Annotated in this window: 21 protein-coding genes and 1 other RNA gene; 12 read left to right on the top strand and 10 right to left on the bottom strand. The window is 34.5% G+C overall.

Features of this window, described 5'->3' with window-relative positions:
• Positions 1-20 precede the first annotated feature (20 nt).
• Positions 21-1514 (top strand): Na+/H+ antiporter NhaC, encoded by a 1494-nt coding sequence (gene nhaC, locus ACRHOC_RS05295; protein ID WP_431157548.1) that lies wholly within the window; start codon positions 21-23, stop codon positions 1512-1514.
• Here the strand turns inward: nhaC and ACRHOC_RS05290 are convergent.
• Complete coding sequence (locus tag ACRHOC_RS05290) at positions 1511-1984, bottom strand: ankyrin repeat domain-containing protein (protein ID WP_431157547.1); 474 nt, start codon at positions 1982-1984, stop codon at positions 1511-1513. The genes nhaC and ACRHOC_RS05290 overlap by 4 nt on opposite strands.
• A 77-nt stretch (positions 1985-2061) precedes the next feature.
• Positions 2062-4263 carry a catalase/peroxidase HPI gene (katG, locus tag ACRHOC_RS05285; RefSeq protein ID WP_431157546.1) on the bottom strand — a complete coding sequence of 734 codons (2202 nt, stop codon included), beginning with the start codon at positions 4261-4263 and terminating at the stop codon, positions 2062-2064.
• Between the two features lie 274 nt (positions 4264-4537).
• Between katG and ACRHOC_RS05280 the strand changes: the two genes are divergently transcribed.
• Entirely contained in the window at positions 4538-5257 is a 720-nt protein-coding gene (locus ACRHOC_RS05280) for a hypothetical protein (RefSeq protein ID WP_431157545.1), read from the top strand.
• Between the two features lie 65 nt (positions 5258-5322).
• Positions 5323-5565, top strand: a complete 243-nt coding sequence (locus ACRHOC_RS05275) for a putative signal transducing protein (protein ID WP_431157544.1) — start codon at positions 5323-5325, stop codon at positions 5563-5565.
• 28 nt (positions 5566-5593) lie between these two features.
• On the opposite strand, the gene ACRHOC_RS05270 is transcribed toward ACRHOC_RS05275, so the two are convergent.
• Positions 5594-7219 carry an ABC-F family ATP-binding cassette domain-containing protein gene (locus ACRHOC_RS05270; protein ID WP_431157543.1) on the bottom strand — a complete coding sequence of 542 codons (1626 nt, stop codon included), beginning with the start codon at positions 7217-7219 and terminating at the stop codon, positions 5594-5596.
• A gap of 133 nt (positions 7220-7352) precedes the next feature.
• Between ACRHOC_RS05270 and ACRHOC_RS05265 the strand changes: the two genes are divergently transcribed.
• Positions 7353-8813 (top strand): TlpA family protein disulfide reductase, encoded by a 1461-nt coding sequence (locus tag ACRHOC_RS05265; protein ID WP_431157542.1) that lies wholly within the window; start codon positions 7353-7355, stop codon positions 8811-8813.
• A 35-nt stretch (positions 8814-8848) separates the two neighbouring features.
• Here the strand turns inward: ACRHOC_RS05265 and fsa are convergent, their stop codons facing one another.
• From fsa to ffs, 4 genes are all read right to left on the bottom strand, one after another.
• Entirely contained in the window at positions 8849-9502 is a 654-nt protein-coding gene (gene fsa, locus ACRHOC_RS05260; protein WP_431157541.1) for a fructose-6-phosphate aldolase, read from the bottom strand.
• Between the two features lie 113 nt (positions 9503-9615).
• A complete protein-coding gene (locus ACRHOC_RS05255; protein WP_431157540.1) occupies positions 9616-10023 on the bottom strand; it encodes a hypothetical protein in 408 nt (135 codons plus the stop codon).
• A gap of 45 nt (positions 10024-10068) precedes the next feature.
• On the bottom strand, positions 10069-10872 hold the full coding sequence (locus ACRHOC_RS05250; RefSeq protein WP_431157539.1) for an SDR family oxidoreductase: 804 nt from the start codon (positions 10870-10872) through the stop codon (positions 10069-10071).
• A 60-nt stretch (positions 10873-10932) separates the two neighbouring features.
• Positions 10933-11031, bottom strand: an RNA gene (gene ffs / locus ACRHOC_RS05245) — signal recognition particle sRNA small type.
• 88 nt (positions 11032-11119) lie between these two features.
• Here ffs and ACRHOC_RS05240 point away from each other — a divergent pair.
• From ACRHOC_RS05240 to ACRHOC_RS05225, 4 genes are all read left to right on the top strand, one after another.
• Complete coding sequence (locus ACRHOC_RS05240; protein WP_431157538.1) at positions 11120-12151, top strand: glutaminyl-peptide cyclotransferase; 1032 nt, start codon at positions 11120-11122, stop codon at positions 12149-12151.
• Positions 12152-12168: 17 nt separating this feature from the next.
• On the top strand, positions 12169-12558 hold the full coding sequence (locus tag ACRHOC_RS05235; protein ID WP_431157537.1) for an acyl-CoA thioesterase: 390 nt from the start codon (positions 12169-12171) through the stop codon (positions 12556-12558).
• Positions 12559-12639: 81 nt separating this feature from the next.
• The gene (locus tag ACRHOC_RS05230) at positions 12640-13410 is read left to right on the top strand and encodes a hypothetical protein (RefSeq protein ID WP_431157536.1); all 771 of its coding nucleotides are present in this window, start codon (positions 12640-12642) and stop codon (positions 13408-13410) included.
• A 77-nt stretch (positions 13411-13487) separates the two neighbouring features.
• Positions 13488-15062 (top strand): hypothetical protein, encoded by a 1575-nt coding sequence (locus ACRHOC_RS05225; protein ID WP_431157535.1) that lies wholly within the window; start codon positions 13488-13490, stop codon positions 15060-15062.
• A 52-nt stretch (positions 15063-15114) separates the two neighbouring features.
• Here ACRHOC_RS05225 and glyA read toward each other — a convergent pair whose 3' ends face one another.
• A complete protein-coding gene (gene glyA, locus ACRHOC_RS05220; protein ID WP_431157534.1) occupies positions 15115-16389 on the bottom strand; it encodes a serine hydroxymethyltransferase in 1275 nt (424 codons plus the stop codon).
• A 113-nt stretch (positions 16390-16502) separates the two neighbouring features.
• On the opposite strand from glyA, the gene fahA reads away from it, so the two are divergent.
• Entirely contained in the window at positions 16503-17795 is a 1293-nt protein-coding gene (gene fahA, locus ACRHOC_RS05215) for a fumarylacetoacetase (protein ID WP_431157533.1), read from the top strand.
• Between the two features lie 8 nt (positions 17796-17803).
• Here fahA and ACRHOC_RS05210 read toward each other — a convergent pair whose 3' ends face one another.
• Positions 17804-19489: a pseudouridine synthase gene (locus tag ACRHOC_RS05210; protein WP_431157532.1), complete on the bottom strand. Its 1686-nt coding sequence runs from the start codon at positions 19487-19489 to the stop codon at positions 17804-17806.
• 105 nt (positions 19490-19594) lie between these two features.
• Here ACRHOC_RS05210 and ACRHOC_RS05205 point away from each other — a divergent pair, with 105 nt between their 5' ends.
• Positions 19595-20779 (top strand): hypothetical protein, encoded by a 1185-nt coding sequence (locus tag ACRHOC_RS05205; protein ID WP_431157531.1) that lies wholly within the window; start codon positions 19595-19597, stop codon positions 20777-20779.
• A gap of 29 nt (positions 20780-20808) precedes the next feature.
• On the opposite strand, the gene ytxJ is transcribed toward ACRHOC_RS05205, so the two are convergent.
• Positions 20809-21192, bottom strand: a complete 384-nt coding sequence (ytxJ, locus tag ACRHOC_RS05200) for a bacillithiol system redox-active protein YtxJ (protein ID WP_431157530.1) — start codon at positions 21190-21192, stop codon at positions 20809-20811.
• Positions 21193-21364: 172 nt separating this feature from the next.
• On the opposite strand from ytxJ, the gene clpB reads away from it, so the two are divergent.
• Positions 21365-23971, top strand: coding sequence for an ATP-dependent chaperone ClpB (clpB, locus tag ACRHOC_RS05195; RefSeq protein ID WP_431157529.1), 2607 nt, complete (start codon positions 21365-21367; stop codon positions 23969-23971).
• Between the two features lie 166 nt (positions 23972-24137).
• Positions 24138-25010 carry a TraB/GumN family protein gene (locus ACRHOC_RS05190; RefSeq protein ID WP_431157528.1) on the top strand — a complete coding sequence of 291 codons (873 nt, stop codon included), beginning with the start codon at positions 24138-24140 and terminating at the stop codon, positions 25008-25010.
• Positions 25011-25180: the final 170 nt, after the last annotated feature.

Below are 25180 nucleotides of genomic sequence, written 5' to 3'. Positions count from 1 at the left end.
ACGTCATAAAGAATTTATAAATGCAAGACGATAAAAATATTAAGGAAGTCGAAATCGAAGATCAAAAAATAATTCAAAATACAGAATTGAATATTTGGGAAGCCCTTATTCCTGTATTTGCATTAATTGGTATGCTAGCATATAACATCTATGTTTATGGAGATGATGCTTTAAGTGGCAGTAACCAGTTTATTCTTTTGCTAGGAGCCGCTGTTGCGGCCGTTGTTGGCTTTTTAAATAAAGTAAAATATAAGCGTATGTTAGAGGAGGTTGCTGAAAATGTAAAATCAACAACAGGTGCATTATTAATATTACTTATGGTTGGAGCACTTGCTGGCACCTGGTTAGTAAGTGGTATTATACCAACAATGATTTACTATGGTCTTCAAATTCTTAATCCGACTATTTTCTTAACAGCCTGTGTTATTATTTGTGCAATAATTTCTATTGCCACTGGTAGTAGTTGGACAACTTCTGCTACTGTTGGTATTGCTCTTGTAGGAATAGGTGAAACCTTAGGTATTTCAATGGGTATGACAGCTGGAGCAGTTTTATCAGGTGCATATTTTGGTGATAAAATGTCTCCTTTAAGCGATACAACTAACCTGGCGCCTGCAATGGCTGGAGGAGAGCTCTTCAGTCATATTAAATACATGGCCTATACGACCATTCCTACTATTGTCCTAACCTTAATCATTTTCATAATTATTGGCTTTAATTTGGATACTACTGGTACACCTCAAATTTCTGATAAGTTAAATGCTATTGATGAAGCCTTTAATATTAGCCCTTTGTTATTCGTCGTTCCTGTTGTAGTAATCTTTATGATCGTTAAAAAAACCCCTCCATTAATCGCCTTATTGATTGGAGCATTACTTGGTGGTATTACAGCAATTATTGCGCAACCTGAAATTATTGTTAGCATTGCCGGAGCAGAATCTCTAACCTTTCAATCCGCTTATCAAGGTGTGATGAATGCCCTTACTGTAGATACTGCAGTATCAACCACAAGTGCAGAATTAAATGATCTTTTTACTTCTGGTGGAATGAAGGGTATGTTAGGAACAATTTGGTTAATTGTTTGTGCAATGGTATTTGGAGGTGTAATGGATGCTATTGGAGCGCTTTCAAAAATTACTGATGCCCTATTGAAAATGGCAACTTCAGTATTTGGATTATTTGCAAGTACAGTAGCGAGTTGTTTAGCATTAAATTTAACGGCTTCGGACCAATACTTAGCGCTTGTAGTTCCTGGTAAAATGTTTAAGAAAGCTTATGAGGATAGAGGGCTTGCTCCTGAAAATCTGAGTAGAACTCTTGAAGATTCTGGTACAGTAACGTCAGTACTAATACCTTGGAATACATGCGGTGCGTACCATTCTAAAGTATTATTTGGATATGCTGGTGCCACAGCATACATACCCTATGCCTTTTTTAGTATCATAAGTCCGTTTATGACACTATTGTTCGCAGCTTTTCAAATTAAAATAAAGCAACTAAGGCAAACGACTTAATTTTCGAGTAAAGCAATAACTTCTCCTAAGTCCTTTTCTTTTGCATAATCCAAGGCAACCTTATTGTCTTGATCTAATATGTTAATATCAGCACCTTGGGCAATCAACAATTTAACAACCTCAACTTGGTTGTACTGGGTTGCAAAACTTAATGCCGTAGTTCCCTTGTGGTTTTGCGCATTTATGTTAGCGCCATTATTTAACAAAAGCTCTGCGAGTTTTAAATTCCCCTTAAAACTAACACCTATTAATGCTGTATTACCTGAAGCATCTCTACCATTAATATTAGCCTTATGCTCAATTAAAAGTTTTGCGATGTCTTCCTTATCAAAATAAGTTGCAAAAATTAGAGGCGTAAATCCTCGAGTATCCTCACTATTAACTAAATGTGGGTTATTGAGCAGTTGTGCTTTTACATTCTCAACATTACCTGCTTGGATCGTTTGAAAAAATAATTCTTGAGCATTCATAGTTTATAATGATTAAAAAAGGAATGCGCAATCAATACGCATTCCTTTGATTTTGATTTGCTACTAATCAATAAATATTATATGTCAAATCGATCTAGATTCATCACTTTTGTCCATGCGGCAACAAAGTCCTGTACAAACTTAGATTCTGCATCTCCCGCTGCATAAACTTCACAAATTGCTCTAAGCTCAGTATTAGAACCAAATATTAAATCTGCTCTAGTACCTTTAAACTTAACTGCTCCTGTACGTCTATCACGACCTTCGAAATGTGTTTCATCTTCAGATGTCTCACTCCAAGTGTATGTCATATCTAGAATATTCTTGAAGAAATCGTTAGAAAGACTACCAATATTGTCTGTAAATACACCATATTCAGAATTGTCGAAATTAGTACCCAATACTCGCATTCCACCAACTAATACAGTCATTTCTGGAATTGTCAAGGTTAGAAGGTTGGCTTTATCAACCAATAAGTCTTCTGCTTTGACATCTGCATTTGAGTTTTGATAATTTCTAAATCCATCACCTACTGGTTTAAGATAATTAAACTGCTCAATGTCTGTCATCTCTTGAGAAGCATCTCCTCTACCTTGAGTAAATGGAACTGAGATATCATGACCAGCGTTTCTTGCAGCTTCTTCGATACCAGCATTACCAGCTAAAACAATTAGATCTGCAAGTGACACATCACCACTAAATTCGGCTTGAATACCACGATATACATTTAATACTTTATCTAATTCAGTAGGATTATTCACCTTCCAGCTTCTCTGAGGTTCTAAGGCAATACGTGCACCGTTAGCACCACCACGCTTATCCGAATCTCTATATGTTGAAGCAGATGCCCATGCTGTTTTAACCATCTCAGAGACTGTTAAACCAGATGCTAAAATCATTTTCTTTAATGAAGTAATATCGGCATCGCTTAAATTATAGCTTACGTGTGGAATTGGGTCTTGCCAAATTAATTCCTCAGCTGGCACTTCTGGGCCAACGTATCTAGCCTTAGGTCCCATGTCACGGTGAGTTAATTTAAACCAAGCTCTAGCAAAAGCATCTTCAAACGCTTTATGGTCTGCAAGGAAACGTTTTGATATTTCAAGATATGCAGGATCCGTTTTTAATGCTATATCTGCAGTAGTCATCATTAATGCTTGTTGACCTTCTCCACCTGCTTTTGGTGCCATTCGCGCTTGGGATTCTGCAGTTGGTGTCCACTGATGCGCACCTGCTGGGCTTTTTGTGAGTTGCCAATCATAGTTTAATAACACATCGAAATAGTCAGCATCCCAAGTTGTTGGGTTTGGTGTCCATGCACCTTCTATTCCAGATGTGATAGTATCTTCTAAAACTCCACTTTTATAAGTGTTTTTCCAACCTGTACTCATTTCTGCCATAGTTGCACCATGTGGTTCTGCCCCAACGTATTGTCCAGGATCAGCTGCACCGTGTGCCTTACCAAACGTGTGACCACCTGCAACCAACGCTACAGTTTCTTCGTCATTCATTGCCATACGCCCAAATGTAACTCTTACATCATGTGCAGAAGCCAATGGATCAGGATTTCCATCCGGTCCTTCTGGATTGACATAAATCCATCCCATCATTACGGCAGCCAATGGATCCTCTAAATCTCTTTTTGTAGGATCTTTTTCACCATCATAACGTGCAGCGTTTTCTCCCCATTCGGTTTCGCTTCCCCAATACACATCTTGCTCTGGCTCATAAATATCTTCACGACCACCTGCAAAACCAAAAGTTGGGAATCCCATAGATTCTAATGCCACATTACCTGCTAAAATCATAAGATCAGCCCAAGACAGTTTGCTACCATACTTTTGTTTTATCGGCCATAGTAATAATCTTGCCTTGTCTAAGTTACCGTTGTCTGGCCAGCTATTAATTGGCGCAAATCTTTGGTTACCTGTTCCTGCACCTCCACGGCCATCTCCTACTCTATATGTACCAGCACTGTGCCATGCCATGCGAATCATTAATCCACCATAATGACCATAATCTGCAGGCCACCAATCTTGAGAATCCGTCATTAAATCGGTAAGATCCTTTTTTAATTCATCGTAATTAATACTTTTGAATGCCTCAGTATAATTAAAATCCTGTCCATAAGGATTATTTCTTTCCGCATGCTGTCTTAAAATATTTAATTTAAGTTCATTAGGCCACCAATCTCTATTCTTGGTTCCATTACCTGCCGCTTCTTGCTGATTACCAGCTAAAAAAGGGCAATTACTAGGATCTCCTTGTGCGTGATTCATTGTTTTTATTTTTTTTGATTTAAATACATTTCGTTCATTGTAAAATTAACCAATCAAAACCGCGTATTTAATTTTGAAGATTTTTAATTCTTATTTTACAATAGCTCTTGTCTATCGCTTTATTATTTAGAATTGTTTTAAACAATAGCAACTTTCATTCTTTTGTTTAAGTATTGACCATATTCTACGAACTTTACGATAAAAATCTTAAACACTATTGTTAAAGACTTGCGCCTTGTCGCTTTGGATATTATTTTTATAAAAAATTGCGCTTATGTTACTGAAAAAGACAAATATTGAAGAGAGACTGCAGCATTTAAAAACGAAACAAACAAACGAGCAGGATATTCTACAAGCTGTTCATAAACTATTAGATGCGGATAACCGAAAAGATGATCTAGTTTTAGAAACACTTTCTAAAAGTAATTATACAACGAGCAATGATTTTGTTTTTGATTTACTCGAAACAGAACATATTTATCGCATCGATCAAATAAAAGAGATTTGTATTAATTACAGATTACGCTTTCTTGATTCTAAATATTTTAAAGGTGAATTGCCTTACGAGGCGATTTCTAAAATTAAAGCGCTGGAGAAAAGCCATTCTACAACTCTAAACGGCTTTAAAATAATTGCACCTTCAAAATTGTTTAAATTAGAAAATGCAGACGATCCTTTATTGTTTGCTCCTATTGGTAATGGATATTATTACTTAATTCATAAATGGGGTAATGATCTAAGTCCTTTTAGAAAACTATTAATGTGGCCATATAAGAGTTTTGGAAACTTAATAATTACAACTATATTGATAAGCTTATTGGCAACTGGTTTATTTCCTGAGGGTGTTTTTTCTAACGAGCCGAATTCCACACAAGCTGGTATGATATTTTTCTTCATATTTAAATCGATTGCCGCAATCGTAATCTATTATGGATTTGCTGCTGGAAAAAACTTTAATACAGCAATCTGGGACAGTAAGTATTTTAATGCATGATATTCGTCATGTAACATTTCTGAGAATTTCGTAACTTATAGGTATAATATTAATACCATCACGTTATGAGCGATTCAGAATACACAAGAATATATTTTGGCAATTTTATATTAGTTACGCGTGTTAAGAACGCGCTCGAACAAGCTAATATCATTCCTATTATTAAAGATGAAGGCGAATCTCAGCGTCTTGCTGGATATGGTTCTATGAATCAAGGATTTCAAGAGGTCTTTGTCCATCATAATGAACTAGAAGAGGCAACTAAAATTGTGGATAAAGTAAAGGCCGAAATGGAAGCTTCGGCCTAATATTTAGTATTTATCTAATTTAGGTTTATTAAACCGTTTGAGCATACATTTTTTCACGTTGCTCCTTAATTTTCTTGTCACTCATATATTCATCGAATGTCATGTAGCGATCAATAACTCCATTTGGTGTTAGCTCTATTATTCTATTACCAACGGTCTGAGCGAATTCATGATCATGTGTTGTAAGTAAAACAGTTCCTTTAAAATTCTTTAATGAATTATTAAAAGCTGTAATACTCTCTAAATCGAGGTGATTTGTTGGTTCATCTAGCATTAAAACGTTGGCTCTTATCATCATCATTCTACTTAACATACATCGTACTTTTTCTCCTCCAGATAAAACATCTGCTGTTTTTAATGCTTCTTCACCACTAAAAATCATTTTACCCAAAAATCCTCTAATGTAAACTTCCTCGCGTTCTTCCTCAGTAGTCGCCCATTGCCTAAGCCAATCTACTAATGTAAGTTTGTTCGTAAAATAATCGCTATTATCTAATGGTAAATAACTTTGAGCTGTTGTTACACCCCATGCATACTTGCCTGCATCTGGTTGTTCCTTCCCATTTATAATCTGATAAAATGCAGTAGTTGCTCTCGAATCTTTTGAATAAACAACAACTTTATCACCCTTAGCTAAATTGATATCTACTCCGTTGAAAAGAACTTCACCATCTAAACTTGCCGAAAGTCCTTCAACATTTAAAATCTGGTCTCCAGCTTCACGTTCACGTTCAAAAATAATGGCAGGATAACGTCTACTTGAAGGTTTTATATCTGCAATATTAAGTTTGTCTATCATCTTCTTTCTACTTGTTGCTTGCTTTGATTTAGCAACGTTTGCTGAAAATCGACGGATAAACTCTTCTAATTCTTTCTTTTTCTCCTCTGCCTTTTTATTCTGTTGAGCTCTTTGTTTCGCTGCTAACTGTGAAGATTCATACCAAAATGTGTAGTTACCAGAGTAGTGATTAATTTTACCAAAATCTATATCTGATATATGTGTACAAACGGCATCTAAGAAATGTCTGTCGTGAGAAACGACGATTACACAATTATCATAGTTTGCTAAAAAGTTTTCTAACCAATTAATAGTTTCATAATCTAAATCATTGGTAGGCTCATCCATGATTAATACATCTGGATTACCAAACAAAGCTTGCGCTAGTAAAACCCTAACTTTTTGCTTACCATCTAAATCGGCCATGAGACTATAATGAAGCTCCTCCTTAATTCCTAAATTAGAAAGCATTGCTGCTGCGTCACTGTCTGCATTCCAGCCGTTCATTTCTTCAAACTGAACCTGGAGCTCTCCAATTTTCTCTGCGTTTTCATCAGTATAATCGGCATAGAGCGCGTCTATTTGAGATTTTAAATCATATAAAGGTTTATTACCTTTTAGTACGGTTTCTAAAACCGTATCTTCATCATGCTTATTGTGATTCTGCTCTAAAACAGACATGCGCTTTCCTGGCTCTAAATGCACATGACCAGAAGTAGGGTCCATTTTACCAGAAAGAATCTTTAAAAAAGTAGATTTTCCCGCACCATTTGCACCTATTATTCCATAACAATTTCCGCTGTTAAATGTGGTATTTACTTCATCGAACAATACACGTTTACCAAATTGAACTGATAGATTAGAAACTGATAACATTTTACTATTTTTAAATTCGCGACAAAAGTAGAAAATTAAAGCCATTAGACGAAATATTCACACACTATAACAAGATTTAACGACCCATTAACAACAGGTAAATACATGAACTTATATTTTTGTTTGACTAACAATGACTAAGGTCCTTATCTACATACGATCCATAAGTCTCCTAATAGGCGTCTTGGTAATAACAATTGGTTGCAATTCTAAAGATGCTTCCGTTGGTGATATCGCTTATATTGGTGGTGAAATTGTTAATCCAAAAAACAAGAATGTTATACTGTATCATACCAACGGTGAAGTTGTAGATTCTTTCGTATTGGATGCTAATAATCGTTTTAGTCATAAAATGACAGACCTTAATTCTGGCCTTTACACTATAACTCATGGTGGTGAATATCAATTGGTGCTTTTAGAACCCAATGATAGTGTAATGTTTAGATTGAATACTTATGATTTTGATGAATCCCTTGTATTTACTGGCAACGGTGCTAAAAAAAATAACTACTTAATAAAAACATATTTGTCTAACGAAAAAGAAGCAGACAAATTAGTTGAATACTCAAAAATGGAGCCTGAAGCCTTCCATGATTTTATTGAGGAACGCAGACAGCGCCATTTGGATGAACTAAATACTTTTCTAGAACATAATACGCAATCTGACTTCTTCAGATCTATTCTTGAAGCCAATATTAATTATAACAATTTTGCGGATAAGGAGATTTACCCCTTCGCATATTTTGGAAACAACAAATTAGTACATGTTAAGGATCTTCCAGAGAGGTTTTATGCACATAGAAAAGATATCGATTATAATGCGGAGCATTTAAGTCGATTTTTCTCTTACAATAGGTTTCTATTCTCTCATATAGATAATTTAGCAATTGACTCTTATTACGAGGATAATGAATATCATAGTAAGTTTGACCGTCACTCCATGTGCTACAATAAAACAAAACTAGACCTAATCGATAGCATTATCACTGACGAGACTATTAAAAACAATCTATTAAAATATAAGGCTAGAGATTTTATTAGCCACAATCATACAGAAGCTGAGGCTGAGGAACTATTAAATTATTACCTTAATAAAAGTACCAATGAAGAAGACAAGGCTTATTTAAGGGAATTGGTGTCATCACTCAAGTTATTGAGGCAAGGAAATCCTTTACCAGATCTTCAAGTTGTAAGTTATGATGATAAAGATTATAACTTGAACTCGATGATTAAAAGACCAACAATAATTTATTTTTGGTCCTCAAATTCAAAGTCACAATATAGAAACAGTCACTACAAAGTAAGGTCATTAAAAAACCAATTTGACTTTATGGATTTTATCTCCATAAATGTAAATGACAATGACGATAAATACTGGAAAAAGATTATCGAGAATTATGACTTTTCTACCGTTAATGAATATAAGTTCAAAGATTCGGATAAAGCACGTAAAACATTAGCTGTTAACTACCTTAATAAAGCTATAATTGTCGACAGTAAGGGCACAATACTGCACCCAAATGTCAATATATTTAGTTCTGATTTTGCAGAGGCTTTAGAAGAACTATTAAAAGAAAAGCACCTTATTAAATAAGATGCTTTTTATACTATAAATAAAGTTGTTCTAACTTAATTTCCTTTTTTATAATCTGCTAAGAATTTTTCTAATCCTATATCTGTTAAAGGATGTTTTAATAGACCTACTATAGAACTCAGTGGACCGGTCATTACATCTGCACCTAGTTTAGCACAATCTATAACATGCATTGTATGTCTCACCGACGCTGCAAGGATTTCAGTGTCAAAGGCGTAATTATCATAAATATGACGAATTTCAGCAATTAAATTTAGACCATCAGTAGATATATCATCTAGTCTTCCAATAAATGGTGATACATATGTAGCTCCTGCTTTGGCTGCCAATAAAGCCTGTCCTGGAGAAAATACTAATGTTACATTAGTTTTAATACCTCTATCAGAAAAATATTTACAAGCTTTAACACCATCCTTTATCATCGGGAGCTTAATCACTATTTGATCATGAAGTTCAGCTAAAGCTTCACCTTCTCTTACCATACCTGCAAAATCAGTTGAAATTACCTCTGCCGAAACATCACCATCGACAATATTACATATATCAACATAATGCTTTAGAATATTGTCGGTACCAGTAATACCTTCCTTTGCCATTAATGATGGGTTTGTAGTCACTCCATCTAAAATACCCATATCCTGAGCTTCTTTTATCTGCTCTAGATTTGCAGTATCAATAAAAAACTTCATGTTTTAAAATTTTGATTCGTTGTGGTTTTAATTTGTCGCGAATTTACAATTTAAACGCAGTTCTTCATTAGAACGAATAACAAAATATATTAACAAGTTACTAAGAGTATATACTATTCCCCTTCGATGATGAGCGTATACGTTTTTGATGCAGAGTAATTACATAAGCGTTCATTGTTACCGTCGTTTCTAAAAGGACCATCAACGTCAACAAAAATCCGTATATCAAAGGTCCCTGTCTCTAGTGGAGTCCCTTCAATACTAATAGTTCTGAAATTAACGAAATAGTCCATACCTAGAGGTAAACCGATGACCTCAAAATAATAATCATAATCCTGATCTCGAGGTTCGTTATTTATTTCTGCCCTAAGGTCTGCATAGTAATATTCATCTACCGTTCCAATAGGAAAGGTTTTATTTTGCAGTTCGGGTTCACGTGGAATAACACAGTCTAAAAGGTCTTCGCAATTGAGAAATAAGACTGAGAATAAAATGAGGGTAATTGTTCTAAAAGTTTTCATGATAGCTGTTTAAATTACATGTATCAAACAGCGTACCAATCTCGACTAAATCTTATAATGATTCATCAATAATTTCTCGTAAACTTTATCTGGTAAAATACGTTTCAAGACAATTGAGAACTTTTGCATAAACGCTCCGACTTTGTAATGAATTTTTGGATTTCTTGTATTGATAATTTTTAAAATAGATTTTGCCATTTCTAGAGGATCGTTTCCTTCATCTACGTGTGCATCCATCATATCTAAGGACTTACCATATTGTTCTTTATATGGGCTATTGTCTTTTACTGGAGCATGATAACGCCCTGCTGCAATATTTGTAGCAAAATCGCCTGGAGCAACGTTCACCATATCTATATTAAATGCTTTAAGCTCCATACGAAATGCCTCCGTGATTAACTCTAAAGCACCTTTACTTGCACTATAGATGCCTCGATATGGCAGACCCATGTAACCAGCAATAGAAGTTATATTTATTACTAGTCCAGAACCATGATTTCTCATAGAAGGTAATATGGCTTTTATAACATTAATGGGCCCGAAGAAATTAGTTTCAAAATTACGCTTCATTTCTTCTTCTGGAATCTCTTCAATAGGACCCGTAATTCCAGCTCCTGCATTATTTATTAGTACATCGATTTTCGAAGTCTCCTTTAATACAGAATTAATACAAGTGGTAATAGTTTCAGGTTGCGTAACATCTAAGGCAACTAATGGAATTTTACTGTCCTTATAAAGTGATGGATTTCTGCTAGTCCCATAAACTACAAACCCTTTGGATTGAAGATATTCGCCTATTGCCTTTCCTATTCCAGAAGAACCACCTGTAATTAATACAACCTTAGACATAAATATTAAATTAAAATCGTTTCGAAAATACGAATTTAAAGGAGACTATAGCGCATAAAAAAAAGGCAAGCTACCTACATCACACCGCTACGACCGCGTACCTTTGCTGCGTTCCCGCCCTGGAGGATTAAGCAGGAGCTGGTTGTGTAGGACTTGCCGACTGCAAAGATACAACCTTTTAATACTTTCACAATGATTTTTAAACTGAATTTTTATTTAATAACTTGCCTCAAAAATGCACAGAAAAATGCGAATTAATAATTGTGTTATAGCCCTAATTTTATGTTTTATTGTATTTAATTGTGGCGACACCAATACCTCTAAACAAAGTGGTCTTTCTATAAATACAAATGCAAAGTCTTTTGCTCTTGGAGATCAATTGAATCTCAGTATTAATAATCCAAAAAAATTAAATATTGAATCCATAACCTATATGTTGAATGGTCAAGAAATTAGCTCTGACCAAACACTTAACTCAATTAAACTGGGCAAAAACAATATAAGTGCGACAATTGCTTATAATGGAAAGTCTGAAACACTAAACAAGGCTATTGATGTTTATAACAATAAAAGGCCTGATATTTATACTTATGAGATAGTAAACACATTTCCACATGATATAACTTCTTATACGCAAGGCCTTGAGTTTTATAATGGTACATTATATGAAAGTACAGGCCAACGCGGTGAATCCAAATTACGCAAGGTAAATTTTGAATCAGGCGAAGTGACTAAGAATATTGATTTGGCAGATTCATTTTTTGGGGAAGGTCTTACCATTCTTAACGATAGTATTTATCAGTTAACATGGCAAAGTAAACGTGGTTTTATTTATGATGTCAATACCTTTGACAGAATAGGTTTATTCAACTACGGAAAAAGCAAAGAAGGATGGGGCTTGTGCAACGATGGAAAAAATCTATTCAAGTCTGACGGTACAGAAAAAATCTGGGTTTTAAATACTTCTAATTTTATTGAAGATGATCATATCGAAGTCTATACCGATAAAGGTAAAATTCCAAGTCTTAATGAACTCGAATGGATAGAAGGCAAAATATATGCGAATATTTATCAACGCAATGGTGTTGCTATAATTAATCCAGCAAATGGTGGTGTCGAAGGTGTAATAGACTTTAAACCATTGAGAAAATTAGTGACACAACATGACGAACTTGATGTTCTCAATGGAATTGCCTATCACCCAGAACGTAAGACTCTTTTTGTAACAGGCAAAAACTGGGACAAGTTGTTTGAAGTTACCATCTCCAAAAAGCAATAACCAGATTCATCTATTGCATGCAAATTTTCGAAAAAACCATTACTGTTGTAAAATCTGATCTAGACCAACTAAATCACGTTAATAATGTTCGTTATGTACAATGGGTACAAGATATAGCCGAGGCACACTGGACACAGAATGCTAATATTAATATTATAAATAAGTACTATTGGGTATTAGTAAAGCATACTATCGATTACAAGGGTCAGGCACTCTTAGATGACATCCTTAAACTCAAAACCTATGTCTTAAAATCAGAAGGTGTTACTTCGGTTCGAATTGTAGAAATTTATAACGCCTCCACTGATAAACTTATAGTAAAGTCTGAAACAAAATGGTGCTTTATGGATATAGCCACACATCGCCCAACACGTATCACAGAGGAGGTCGGCACACTATTCAATTAACACTTATTTAAGTTAATCTTTTTTAAAGCTTTAGTGCACTTTCATTGAAATGCTTTTAATTTAAAGCATCAATCAAAAGAAATGCAAAAAATTGTTCTTTTCCTCCTATTTGTTATATCAACTCAAGTTGTGACTGGACAGGTACTAAAGGGTAAGGTTTACGATTCACTATCAACAGTAAAAGGTATCAAAGTCTATAATCTCACTCAAAATAGAATTACTGCAACAGATGAGAATGGTAATTTTACAATACAGGCTAAAATAAATGACTCCTTAACATTCGAATCGCTTTTTCATCATCCAAAAACTGTAGTTTTAAAAGAGTTTCATTTTAGCGACACTACCATTTTTGAGCTTAAAAAGATTGTAAACACCCTAGAGGAAGTTGAAATTATTGCAGATCCTGAACAACCAGTTTTTGAACAAGAAACTTATAACTACGAACTACAGCAAATAATATTAGAAGATATTAAAAATAATCCTCATTTATATTTACCTGAGGAGGCCTACAGTGGTGGTGCAAATATTCTGGGTATTTTAACCTTAGTGGCTAAATTATTTAAAAAGAATAATAAATATAGGGCACCTGTCTATCAACCCTTAAAGTATCATCAAATAGACTCCTTATTTGCAGAAAGCAATTTGTTTAATGAGAAGTTTTTGACTGTAGATTTGAAAATTCCTCCAAGTAAGGTGAAAATGTTTTTTGATTTCTGTGATGCAAAAGGAATAAGTTCAGAATATCTGAAAGAATCTAAACAAATGGAGCTACTAGATATTTTTGTTGAAAACAGTAAGCTGTTTTTAGACATATTAGACGCGTATGAAAAAGGTCTAAACAATAAAAATTAAGTCTCAAAAACTTTCATTTCATAATAATTCATTACTTCAAAAGTTATATTTTTAGCAAAATAAATTCCCATATTTACATGAAGCGATTGCTTTCATTTTTTTTACTGCTTGGTATAATTCTCTTTTGGAGCTCCTGTAGAAATGATTTTGAGTTCTCTCCGAGCACTGGTGGCTTAGAATTTGCGAGAGATACCGTTTATTTAGACACTGTTTTTACCAATATTGGTTCCAGTACCTATAACCTTAAAGTTTATAACCGAAGTGATGAAGATATTGTTATCCCAACAATCCAATTAGAGAATGGCACAAGTTCATTTTACAGAATGAATGTTGACGGCACAACAGGATTAGAAGGCGCACAAGAAGGAAAATTTTTCGAAAATGTTGAGTTACTCGCCAATGACAGTTTATTCATTTTTATTGAAACAACCATAGACATTGAGTCATTAACGAGTTCAGATTTTCAATTTTTATATACAGATCGAATCTTATTCGATTCTGGTGCTAATCAACAAGACGTTGATTTGGTTACTTTAGTAAAAGATGCTGTTTTTATTTATCCAAATAGAGACGAAACCACTGGGATTATTGAAACCCTAACTTTTGATGTTGATGGAGATGGTAACGCAGATGAAACCACGTTACAAGGACGATTTTTAGAGGACAGTGAATTAACCTTTACTAATGAAAAGCCATATGTAATTTATGGATATGCAGGTGTGGATGAAGGCGATGTTCTTACTATGGAACCTGGTACACGCGTTCATTTTCATACTGATTCAGGGATTATTGTAACAAATGGAGCCTCCTTAAACATTAATGGTGCTTTAAGTTCAGATCAAGAGGTATTAGAAAATGAAGTTATTCTTGAAGGCGACCGTCTCGAGCCTCTTTTTGGCGATGTACCAGGACAATGGGGAACTATTTGGTTATTTAATGGCAGTATTAATAATTCTATTAATTATGCTACAATTAAAAATGCTACCATAGGTGTATTATCAGAAGGAAATCAAGCAGAAATGAATGATAAGCTCACAATTACGAATTCACAGATTTATAATTCTAGTGCTTTTGGTCTTTTGGGTAGAGCGACTTCTATTACAGCACAAAATACTATTATAAACAATTCTGGTCAGTCTTCTTTTGCAGGAAGTCTTGGTGGGAAGTATAATTTTACACACTGTACCATTGCTAATTATTGGAATAGTAGTTTTAGACAATTCCCAGCGCTCTTGCTGAACGATTATATTGAAGACGAAAACGGAGCTACAATTACGAATGATCTGGTTGAAGCTAATTTTAATAATTGTATCATCTATGGAAACGATAACCCAGAATTTTTCTTAGATGATCGTGGAAGTGTATTTAATTTTAAATTCAACAACTGTTTATTGCGTTTTGATAATGATAATCTTTTAAATACTGGGAACTATGTCTTTAGCGACATAAATTTCTATGAAGGTAATATCTTTAATGTAGAACCAGATTTTCAAGATCCGTTTGAAAACTTAATGTTTATCAGCGAAGAATCTGGTGCTAATGGTATTGGATCAACAGTATTTTCAAGTCAAATACCAAACGATATCTTAGGGATTGCAAGAGGAGCAACTCCAGATGCAGGTGCCATTGAAAGTATCGTTTTTGAAGATTAAAAAAGCCTCTCACTTTTATGAAAGGCTCTTAAGTTTATTTCTGAAATGCGTTTTAGGCACTAAATAATGGTCTATCGCTCATCAGTGCATTCACCTTTTCTGCCACACCTTCTAGCACCGTCTCATTTTCATGATTTGTTATAACCTCATCGATTAAATCGACCACATAAGCCATATCATCTTCTTTAAGACCTCGTGTCGTAATGGCTGGAGTTCCTACTCTAATCCCAGAAGTTACAAATGGAGACTCTGTATCGAATGGTACCATATTCTTATTAACCGTAATATCTGCTCGTACTAAAGCATTTTCAGCATCTTTACCTGTTATATTTTTATTCCTTAAGTCAATTAACATCATATGGTTATCTGTACCTCCAGAAATTAAATTATAATCTTTGGCTACAAAAGCTTTAGCCATAGCATCGGCGTTCTTTTTAACCTGAAGCATGTAGTGTAAAAACTCATCGCTCAAGGCCTCTCCAAATGCAATAGCTTTAGCAGCAATAACATGTTCTAGAGGACCACCTTGATTCCCAGGAAATACTCCAGAATCTAAAAGCCCAGACATCTTTCTTAGCTTTCCACTCTTAAGTGTAATACCAAATGGATTATCTATGTTTTCACCCATCATAATCATCCCTCCTCTTGGACCTCTTAAGGTTTTATGCGTCGTCGTTGTTACAACATGGCAATGAGGCATAGGATCATTTAAAATACCTTTTGCAATCAAACCTGAAGGATGAGATATATCTGCTAACAACACAGCACCTACATGGTCGGCAACTTCCCTAAATTTTGCAAAGTCCATATCACGAGAATAGGCTGATGCACCTGCAATAATTAATTTTGGTTTTTCTTTCTCTGCAACATCAGAAAGCATATCATAATCGATGTAGCCAGTATCTTTTTTTACACCATAAAAGGTTGGTTTATAAAGTCTTCCTGAAAAGTTTACTGGTGATCCATGTGTTAAGTGACCTCCATGTGCCAAATCAAATCCTAATATCGTATCGCCTGGCTTTAAACATGCATGGAATACTGCAGTATTTGCTTGACTTCCTGAATGCGGTTGCACATTAGCATATGCCGCTCCAAATAAAGTTTTAGCGCGTTCTATAGCAATTTGCTCTACTTCATCTACAATTTCACATCCACCATAATAACGTTTACCTGGGTAACCCTCAGCATACTTATTCGTAAGCACAGAACCCGTGGCTTGCATCACCTGATCACTGACAAAATTCTCAGAAGCAATTAGTTCAATTCCATCGGTTTGTCGTTCTCTCTCTGCTTGAATAAGCTCAAAAATCTGTTCGTCGCGTTGCATAAATTTTGTCTATATTAAAATGAAAATCAAAAATAGTAAAACATTAGTTTTAATATTAAAAATTATGTAGGTTTGAATAGAAATTAATGAACATTTAATCAACAAAAGTTACTATGCCAATAGCTGCAAATGACCCAAATAGAAAATCTTGGCTTTATGTCAATAAATACTCCGATTTTCCTATCCAAAATATTCCATTTGGTGTTTTCTTAACCAGAGAAGACATTATTACCATTGGAACTAGAATTGGTGATACAGCAATCGATCTTGGTGCAATGCATCAATTGGGTTATTTTGATGGTATTCCATTAACTGATGATATTTTTCTTCAGGATTCCTTAAATGATTTTATAGCTGATGGAAGAAAAACTTGGAGAGCTGTTAGAAATAGGGTTGCAGAAGTTTTTGACTCTGAAAACGAAACTTTAAAAAATAACACAAAGCATAAAGAAATTATTTGTTTTCGATTAGATGAAATCGAAATGCAAATGCCAATTTTAGTTGGTGACTACACAGATTTTTATGCCAGTAAAGAACACGCTACAAATGTGGGTTCTATGTTTAGAGACCCAGAAAATGCTTTAATGCCAAATTGGGTTCATATGCCAGTGGGATATCACGGAAGAAGCTCTTCAATTATCACAACCCATATTCCAATACATAGACCACAAGGTCAAACCTTACCTGAGGGTGCTGATAAACCAGTCTTTGGACCGAGTAAATTGGTAGACTTTGAAGTAGAGATGGCCTTCATAACAACAGATGCTAATGATCTTGGCGAACCTATACCAGTTGAAGAAGCTGAGGAATATATCTTCGGATTAGTAGTGTTTAACGACTGGTCTGCACGTGATATTCAAAAATGGGAATATGTACCGCTTGGACCATTTTTAGGAAAGAACTTTGCGTCATCTATGTCTCCATGGATTGTGACTCTAGATGCGCTCGAACCATTTAGAGTAGAAAGTCCTAAGCAAGATCCTAAACCATTATCATATCTACAAACCAAAGGAAAACACAGTTTTGATATTCAGATTGAGGCTGGTATAATTCCTAAGGGTGGAAATGAAAATATATTATGTAGAACCAATTTCAAATATATGTACTGGAATATGGCACAACAACTTGCACATCATACCGTGAACGGTTGTCCAGTAAATTCTGGTGATATGATGGGAAGTGGAACAATTTCGGGACCAACAGAAGATTCTTTTGGAAGTATGTTAGAACTAACTTGGAAAGGCACTAAACCTATCAAACTTAAGGATGGCTCTGAACGTAAGTTCATTAACGATTATGATACTGTAGTCATGAGAGCGCATTGTGAGAATGATGATGTAAGAATTGGTTTTGGGCAAGTTAAAACGCAACTACTACCCGTTTTTAATCCAAAAAAGACTAAATAAACTAAGAATTAAAAGTCTGGCTCACTATTAAAAGTGAGCCTTTTTTTTGTCACAGGGTGTTCAAATGATATCTGCTCTGCATGTAAATAAAGGCGATTTGCCCTTTTCCCATAAAGATCATCACCAATTATTGGTGTATTTAGACCACGATGGTGGGCCGCATGTACTCTAAGCTGATGTGTCCTTCCTGTAACAGGATAAAAGTAAATTCGAGTGCAGTTGTTATGTGAAGCAATAACTTTATAGTTTGTATGAGCAGGTTTACCATGACTTTGACACACAAGTTGTCTCGGTCTGTTATTTAAATCTACTCTTAATGGTAAGTCAATAGATCCTTTATCATTTTTTAAATAACCATCAAGTAAAGCTACATAGCGTTTTTTGACTGTACGCTCTATAAACTGTTTTTGAAGGTTCTTATGTGTCTTCTCATTTTTTGCTACCAGTAACAATCCTGAGGTTGACATATCTAATCGATGCACTAATAATGGACCTTTCGCATTAGGCAAGTAAGCCTTCATCCTTGTCTCTACAGAATCTAAAATGGTCTTTCCAGGAACCGATAAAAATTCATGTGGTTTGTTTATGAGTAACAAGAATTCATCTTCATAAATAATCTCGAGCTTATCTACTGTTTTAATTGGCTTTTCCATTGGATTCGGCTCTATGCTAAGCCCTTTCATCATATGCCCCAGAATCGGTTCACATTTGCCACGACAAGAAGGATAAAATTCTTTGTGACGTCTGACTTCAGATTTGGGTGAGGCGCCCCACCAAAACTCGGCCATTGCAATAGGTTTATAGTTATTTTGATAAGCAAACTGAAATAACTTTGGCGCAGCACATTCTCCTGAACCTGCTGGTGGTTGACCCAATTGTGTATGCTCAAAAATTGATATTAAATCTCTTTGCTCCCCTTTAGAATTCAAAAAATGATACTGCTGGTGAATTTCTTTTTGAAGCTTTGCAGATTTAACTTTACGCTTGTCCTTAAGGCGATCTATTTGCTGTTGAAACTTATCTAATTCTTGGGTCTTGGTTTCAATTTTTAATTGCCACTGGGTTTTTAAATCCTTAAGTCTAAAATGATAATAAATACTCTGCTTTTTTAAATCTTCTAATAATGATTTATAAGCTATGTCGTTTAATTTTAATTTACGTACTTCCCGTTGTGCTTTGCGTTTCGCTTTTTCACTTTTAATAAGTGTTTTAAAATCTTTTAATTCCTTATCAAACTGATTTTTTAACTCTTCTAAATCTATCTTTAATTTTAAATATTGAGAAGCGTTCTCTAAATCTTCTAGTTGAGCATTTATTTGGTTTAGCTGTGCTTCTCCCCTTTTATAAAATCCTGATGGATTAAGGGTGTCATATATAGGCGGAACAAATCCTCTTATAAAATTCTGTTCAGCAAGTTTACCAGAAAATGCGGCTATATATCCTAAATTCTTAGCTGAATCTTCAACGATCATAACACCGAACATTTTACCTATAACCAAACCATTCTGTGAATCGTTTAAACCAAAATTATGTTCAAAATTTTCTTGAAACTCTAAGTAATTCTGAATTTCTCGTGCGGCTAAAACACAAAATTTATGAGGTTCATAGTAAAAAGGAAAAGTGAATAAATTCGGTAACTCTGACCTATCCTCTATCTCTAAATTATGGAAATATGAACCATCTGTTTTAAACATTGGGCAAAGGTAAGAGGTTATACTTTATATCGAAAAGAGATTTTACGAATAAAGTTTGGCACGAAGGTTGGATATCAATTTTAATAACCTTTAAAATACAAGATCATGAAACGATTATTACTATTTACAGCACTTGTTTCGGTACTCGTATCTTGTAGTGCCAAAAAACAAATTGAACAAGCAATTAGCCATGGCAATTACGATCATGCAATTTCCGAGGCTTTAAGAAAACTTGAAAACAACAAAGACAAAAAACGTAAGCAAGCATATGTCATTATGTTGAAAGATGCTTATCATAAAGTCTTAACACAAGATTTGGCAAAAATCTCTCAGCTTAAAAAAGATGGCAATCCTGAATTATACAAGACGATTTACGAAAGCTATGTGGATTTAGAAGCTAGACAAAATGCAATAAAGCGCATTTCGCCCTTATATATAGATGGGAAACTTATAAGATTCGAATACAATGATTATTGTGATAATCTTGTTTCTTACAGATATAAAACATCAGATTATTTGATGGATAAAGGTCTAGATCTCTTAGATTCTGGAACTAAGCCTAATGCAAGAAAAGCATATAGTTTATTTGACTATGTGAATACCATCAATCCAAACTTTGAAGAAGTTGTATCATTGATGCATGAAGCTCATGAGGCAGGTATAAACTATGTGTATGTTTCCATTACGAATAACACACATCAATTAATACCACAAAGACTTGAAAGCGAGCTTTTGGATTTTAATACCTATGGATTAAATCAGTTCTGGACAACATACCACGCAATTGCAGATGATTCATTAGACTATGATTACGCAATGGAATTAAAGTTGAGACAGATAAATGTGTCACCAGAACGTGTAAACGAGAGACAATTCCTAAGAGAAAGATCTATTGTAGATGGATGGGAATATCTTCTAGATCAAGATGGTAATGTTGCTAAGGACAGTCTCGGTAATGACATTAAGATAGATAGAATCATTACGGCAAGAGCTAGATTTTATGAAGTATTGCAAACAAAATCTGCTCAAGTTATTGCAGATGTTATCTATACCGATTTAAAACAAAACCAAGTAGTAGATACATTTACGTTAGACAGTGGATTTACATTTGAGAATATCTTCGGAAGATTTAGAGGAGACCGAAGAGCATTAAACAGAAATGACAGACAATTATTAAGAAAAAACCAATTAGTGTTTCCATCAGATGAACAAATGGTTTATGATTCTGGAGAGGATTTAAAACTACAATTAAAAGAAGTTATTAGATCATATCAATTAGCAAGCCTCTAAAAAAACCTCCCAAAATTGGGAGGTTTTTCTTATATCCATTTTGATATATTCATTTCATTAATAGCACCATGCGACTCATGAGCTACCGCTTCTCCATTCTTTATAATAAGTAATTGAGGTGATTGATGAATAACCTGAAATTTATAACCAACCTCATTAGACACATCTCTGTAAGACAAAAGATCTAAATAATACAAATCAACATTACTATCTAAGTCATATTGATTAATAAATTGATTCATAACCATTCTACTGATCCCACAACGTGTCGAGTGCTTAAAAATAAACTGTGGCTTTGTTTTTGATTTTTCAGCAATTATTTCTAACTGATTAATACTATCAAGCGGTATCCATGGTAGTACTTTTACTTCTTTTGGCTCGGAAGAACCAAACATGTTTTTGAATAAACCCATTTATAAACTTTATTGATAAGAGTCGAATGACGACTAAATCCTTAAATATTGACAAAACGTCATAAAGTCAATGGAAATAACAGACATTTTGTCATTTTATTCTTACAAATTTTACTTGGTAAGATTATTGAATAAAGATAACCAAACACAACAAGAAAAATTGAATTAAAAAATGAATTTTAACAACTATACAATTAAGTCACAAGAAGCTATACAGCAAGCACAACAGCTCGCTCAAAGCTTAGGGCATCAGCAAATTGAAAATGAACATCTTTTTAAGGCCATTTTTAATGTTGATGAAAATGTGATGCCCTTTTTACTAAAAAAACTCAATGTAAATATTTCAATATTACAGCAGGTACTAGACAGAGAATTAGATAGCTTTTCAAAAGTTTCTGGTGGAGATATTATGCTCTCCAGAGAGGCAGGTAAAAGTTTAAACGAGGCATCTATCATTGCAAAAAAAATGAACGATGATTTTGTTTCCATTGAGCATTTAATACTTGCCATTTTCAAATCTAAGAGTAAGATTGCTCAAATATTAAAAGACCAAGGTGTTACGGAAAGCGCCTTAAAATCTAGCATTGAAGAATTGAGAAAAGGAGATCGTGTAACCTCTCAAAGTCAAGAGGATACATATAATTCTCTAAATAAATATGCTAAGAATCTTAATCAATTGGCAAGGGATGGAAAATTAGATCCAGTAATCGGTCGCGATGAAGAAATTCGACGAATTCTTCAGATTCTTTCAAGAAGAACTAAAAATAATCCCATCCTTGTTGGCGAACCTGGTACAGGTAAAACAGCGATTGCTGAAGGATTAGCTCACAGAATTATAGATGGCGATATTCCTGAAAATCTAAAGGATAAACAAATCTATGCATTGGACATGGGTGCGCTTATCGCTGGTGCAAAGTTCAAAGGCGAATTTGAGGAACGCCTTAAAGCAGTAATTAAAGAGGTTACTACTAGTGAAGGTGACATTGTTCTTTTTATTGATGAAATACACACACTCGTTGGTGCAGGTGGTGGACAGGGTGCTATGGATGCCGCAAACATTTTAAAACCAGCATTAGCAAGAGGTGAACTAAGAGCAATTGGTGCAACGACCTTAGATGAGTATCAAAAATATTTTGAACAAGACAAAGCCTTAGAACGAAGATTTCAAAAGGTAACTGTTAATGAACCTGATACAGAAAGTGCTATTTCTATTTTACGCGGTATAAAGGAAAAATACGAAACGCACCATAAGGTCCGTATTAAGGATGAGGCCATTATAGGTGCTGTTGAATTGTCTAATCGATATATCACTAATAGATTTTTACCGGACAAAGCAATCGATCTTATGGATGAAGCGGCCTCCAAATTAAGAATGGAGATTAATTCTAAACCAGAAGAGCTTGACGTATTAGACCGTAAAATAATGCAACTCGAAATTGAGCATGAAGCTATAAAGCGCGAAAAAGATGAGGCAAAACTTAAGGTATTAAAAGCTGAGTTAGCAAATCTAAAGGAAGAGCGCAATGAGCTCAATGCTAAATGGAAAAGCGAAAAAGAAACTGTTGAAAGTGTTCAGAATATAAAACAAGAAATCGAAAATTATAAACTCGAAGCAGAACGTGCAGAACGCGAAGGCGATTACGGAAAAGTAGCAGAAATTAGATATGGTAAAATTAAGGAGGCTACCGAAAAGCTTGAAGCATTTCAAAAACAGTTGCTCGCACAACAGGAAACTGCCCTTATAAAAGAAGAAGTCACTTATGAAGACATCGCAGATGTTGTTGCCAAATGGACTGGAATCCCTGTAACGAAGATGATTCAAAGCGAACGCGAGAAGTTACTGAAACTCGAGGATGAATTGCATAAGCGCGTTGTTGGACAAGAGGAGGCAATTGAAGCTGTAAGCGATGCTGTAAGACGCTCAAGAGCAGGTTTACAAAACCCACAGAAGCCAATAGGCACATTCTTATTCTTAGGTACAACAGGTGTCGGAAAAACAGAATTAGCAAAAGCTTTAGCAGAATATCTCTTCGACGATGAAAATGCAATGACACGGATTGATATGAGCGAATATCAAGAGCGACATGCTGTAAGCAGATTAGTTGGTGCACCTCCAGGATATGTAGGTTACGATGAAGGAGGGCAATTAACTGAAGCTGTTAGACGTAAACCATATTCTGTCGTATTGTTAGATGAGATTGAAAAAGCGCATCCAGATACCTTTAATATCTTATTACAGGTGTTAGATGAAGGACGATTAACAGACAACAAAGGACGCGTTGCAGACTTTAAGAACACCATAATAATTATGACCTCAAATATGGGAAGTCAAATTATTCAAGAACGATTTGAAGCAACCAAAGACGTTCAAACTGCGATAGAAGGTGCAAAATTAGATGTTCTTGGTTTACTAAAACAAACGGTGCGACCAGAATTCTTGAATAGAATTGACGATACAATAATGTTTACACCACTCTCTAAAGAAAATATTGTTGATATTGTAGATCTTCAATTAAAGAATGTTACAAAAATGATTGCTGAGCAAGGTATCACATTTGACGCTACAGCAGAAGCTAAAGCTTATCTAGCAGAGAAAGGATACAATCCAGAATATGGTGCAAGACCTGTTAAACGTGTGATTCAAAAAGAAGTTTTAAATCAGTTAAGTAAAGAAATTCTTTCTGGAAAAGTAACTACAGAGAGTATTATTCTACTTGATGAATTTGACGACAAACTTGTTTTTAGAAATCAAGGTGATCTTGTTATAGAAGAAATCTAATCTAATATGTAACAATATGGGCTTAAAACAGTCTTTATAGTGATTGGTTGGTTAAAAGCAACATCAAATTCAAGCCGAGTCGCACTCGGTAGAAGGCGATGTTGCTTTCCTATTTTGTAACAATTTAACATTAAATGCTACCAATGGTACAAACAAAAAATTATTCATGAGAAAACTACAATTTTTATTAGCCGGAGTATTATTATCATTTACTTCAATTAATGCTCAAGATTTAGAAAATTCAACATTATGGAAAATTGAAGGAAATGGTCTTGATAAAGCCTCCTACCTCTTTGGAACTATCCATATCACATGTGATGCTACTTTAGAAAATGATGTAATGAAGGCACTTGACGAAACAACACAAGTTGTTTTAGAAATTGATATGGATGACCCAGAAATGCAAACCAAGATGATGAAGGGTATTTATATGAAAGAAGGAAAAACTCTTAATGACTTAGTTAATGAAGAAGACTTCGCTGCTATTGATTCCTTATTTATTAATAATGTCGGCATGTCTGTTAAATTAATGCAGAATGTGAAACCCTTCTTTCTTTCCTCTATGCTTTATCCTAAATTCATAGATTGCCCAATGCAGTCTTTTGAAACTGAATTAATGAAAATTGCAACTGAGCAAAACGAGGAAGTTCTTGGACTAGAAACTATAGAGGACCAAATAGAAGTTTTTGAAATTATTCCATACGAAGAACAGATTAAAGATTTGGTAAGAACAGCTAAGGATAATCTCGCTTATGACAAGGCGAACTTTGCAAAGTTACTGGAGATTTATAAAAACGAGAATATTACAGCCATGCAAGATTTTATGAATGACGACAATTATTCTAGCGTTGCTGATTATCAAGACATTCTTTTGGATAATAGAAATAAAAACTGGATTCCAAAAATTAAAGAATTTGCTGAAGATCAAGCTACATTTTTTGGAGTTGGAGCTGGTCATTTAGCAGGAGAAAATGGAGTGATTCAGTTATTGAGAGATGCAGGTTATACGGTAACTGCAGTGAGAGCAGAGGAAGATTAATGACATATATTACAATATGAAAAAAGACCTTATTTCTAAGGTCTTTTTTTATTTCAAACATCTTTATAAATAAAAAGCTCATTATCAACATCTTAATAAATACGTATTTAAGTTTTCGATGAAATGCATAATAATTTCTAAGATTTAACAGTCCTTTTAACGGATAAATT

The sequence above is a fragment of the Winogradskyella poriferorum genome, assembly GCF_050618035.1.
Classification (GTDB): domain Bacteria; phylum Bacteroidota; class Bacteroidia; order Flavobacteriales; family Flavobacteriaceae; genus Winogradskyella; species Winogradskyella poriferorum_A.
The sequence above is the reverse complement of the archived record's forward strand: the minus strand, read 5'-3'. Positions and strand labels throughout refer to the sequence as shown.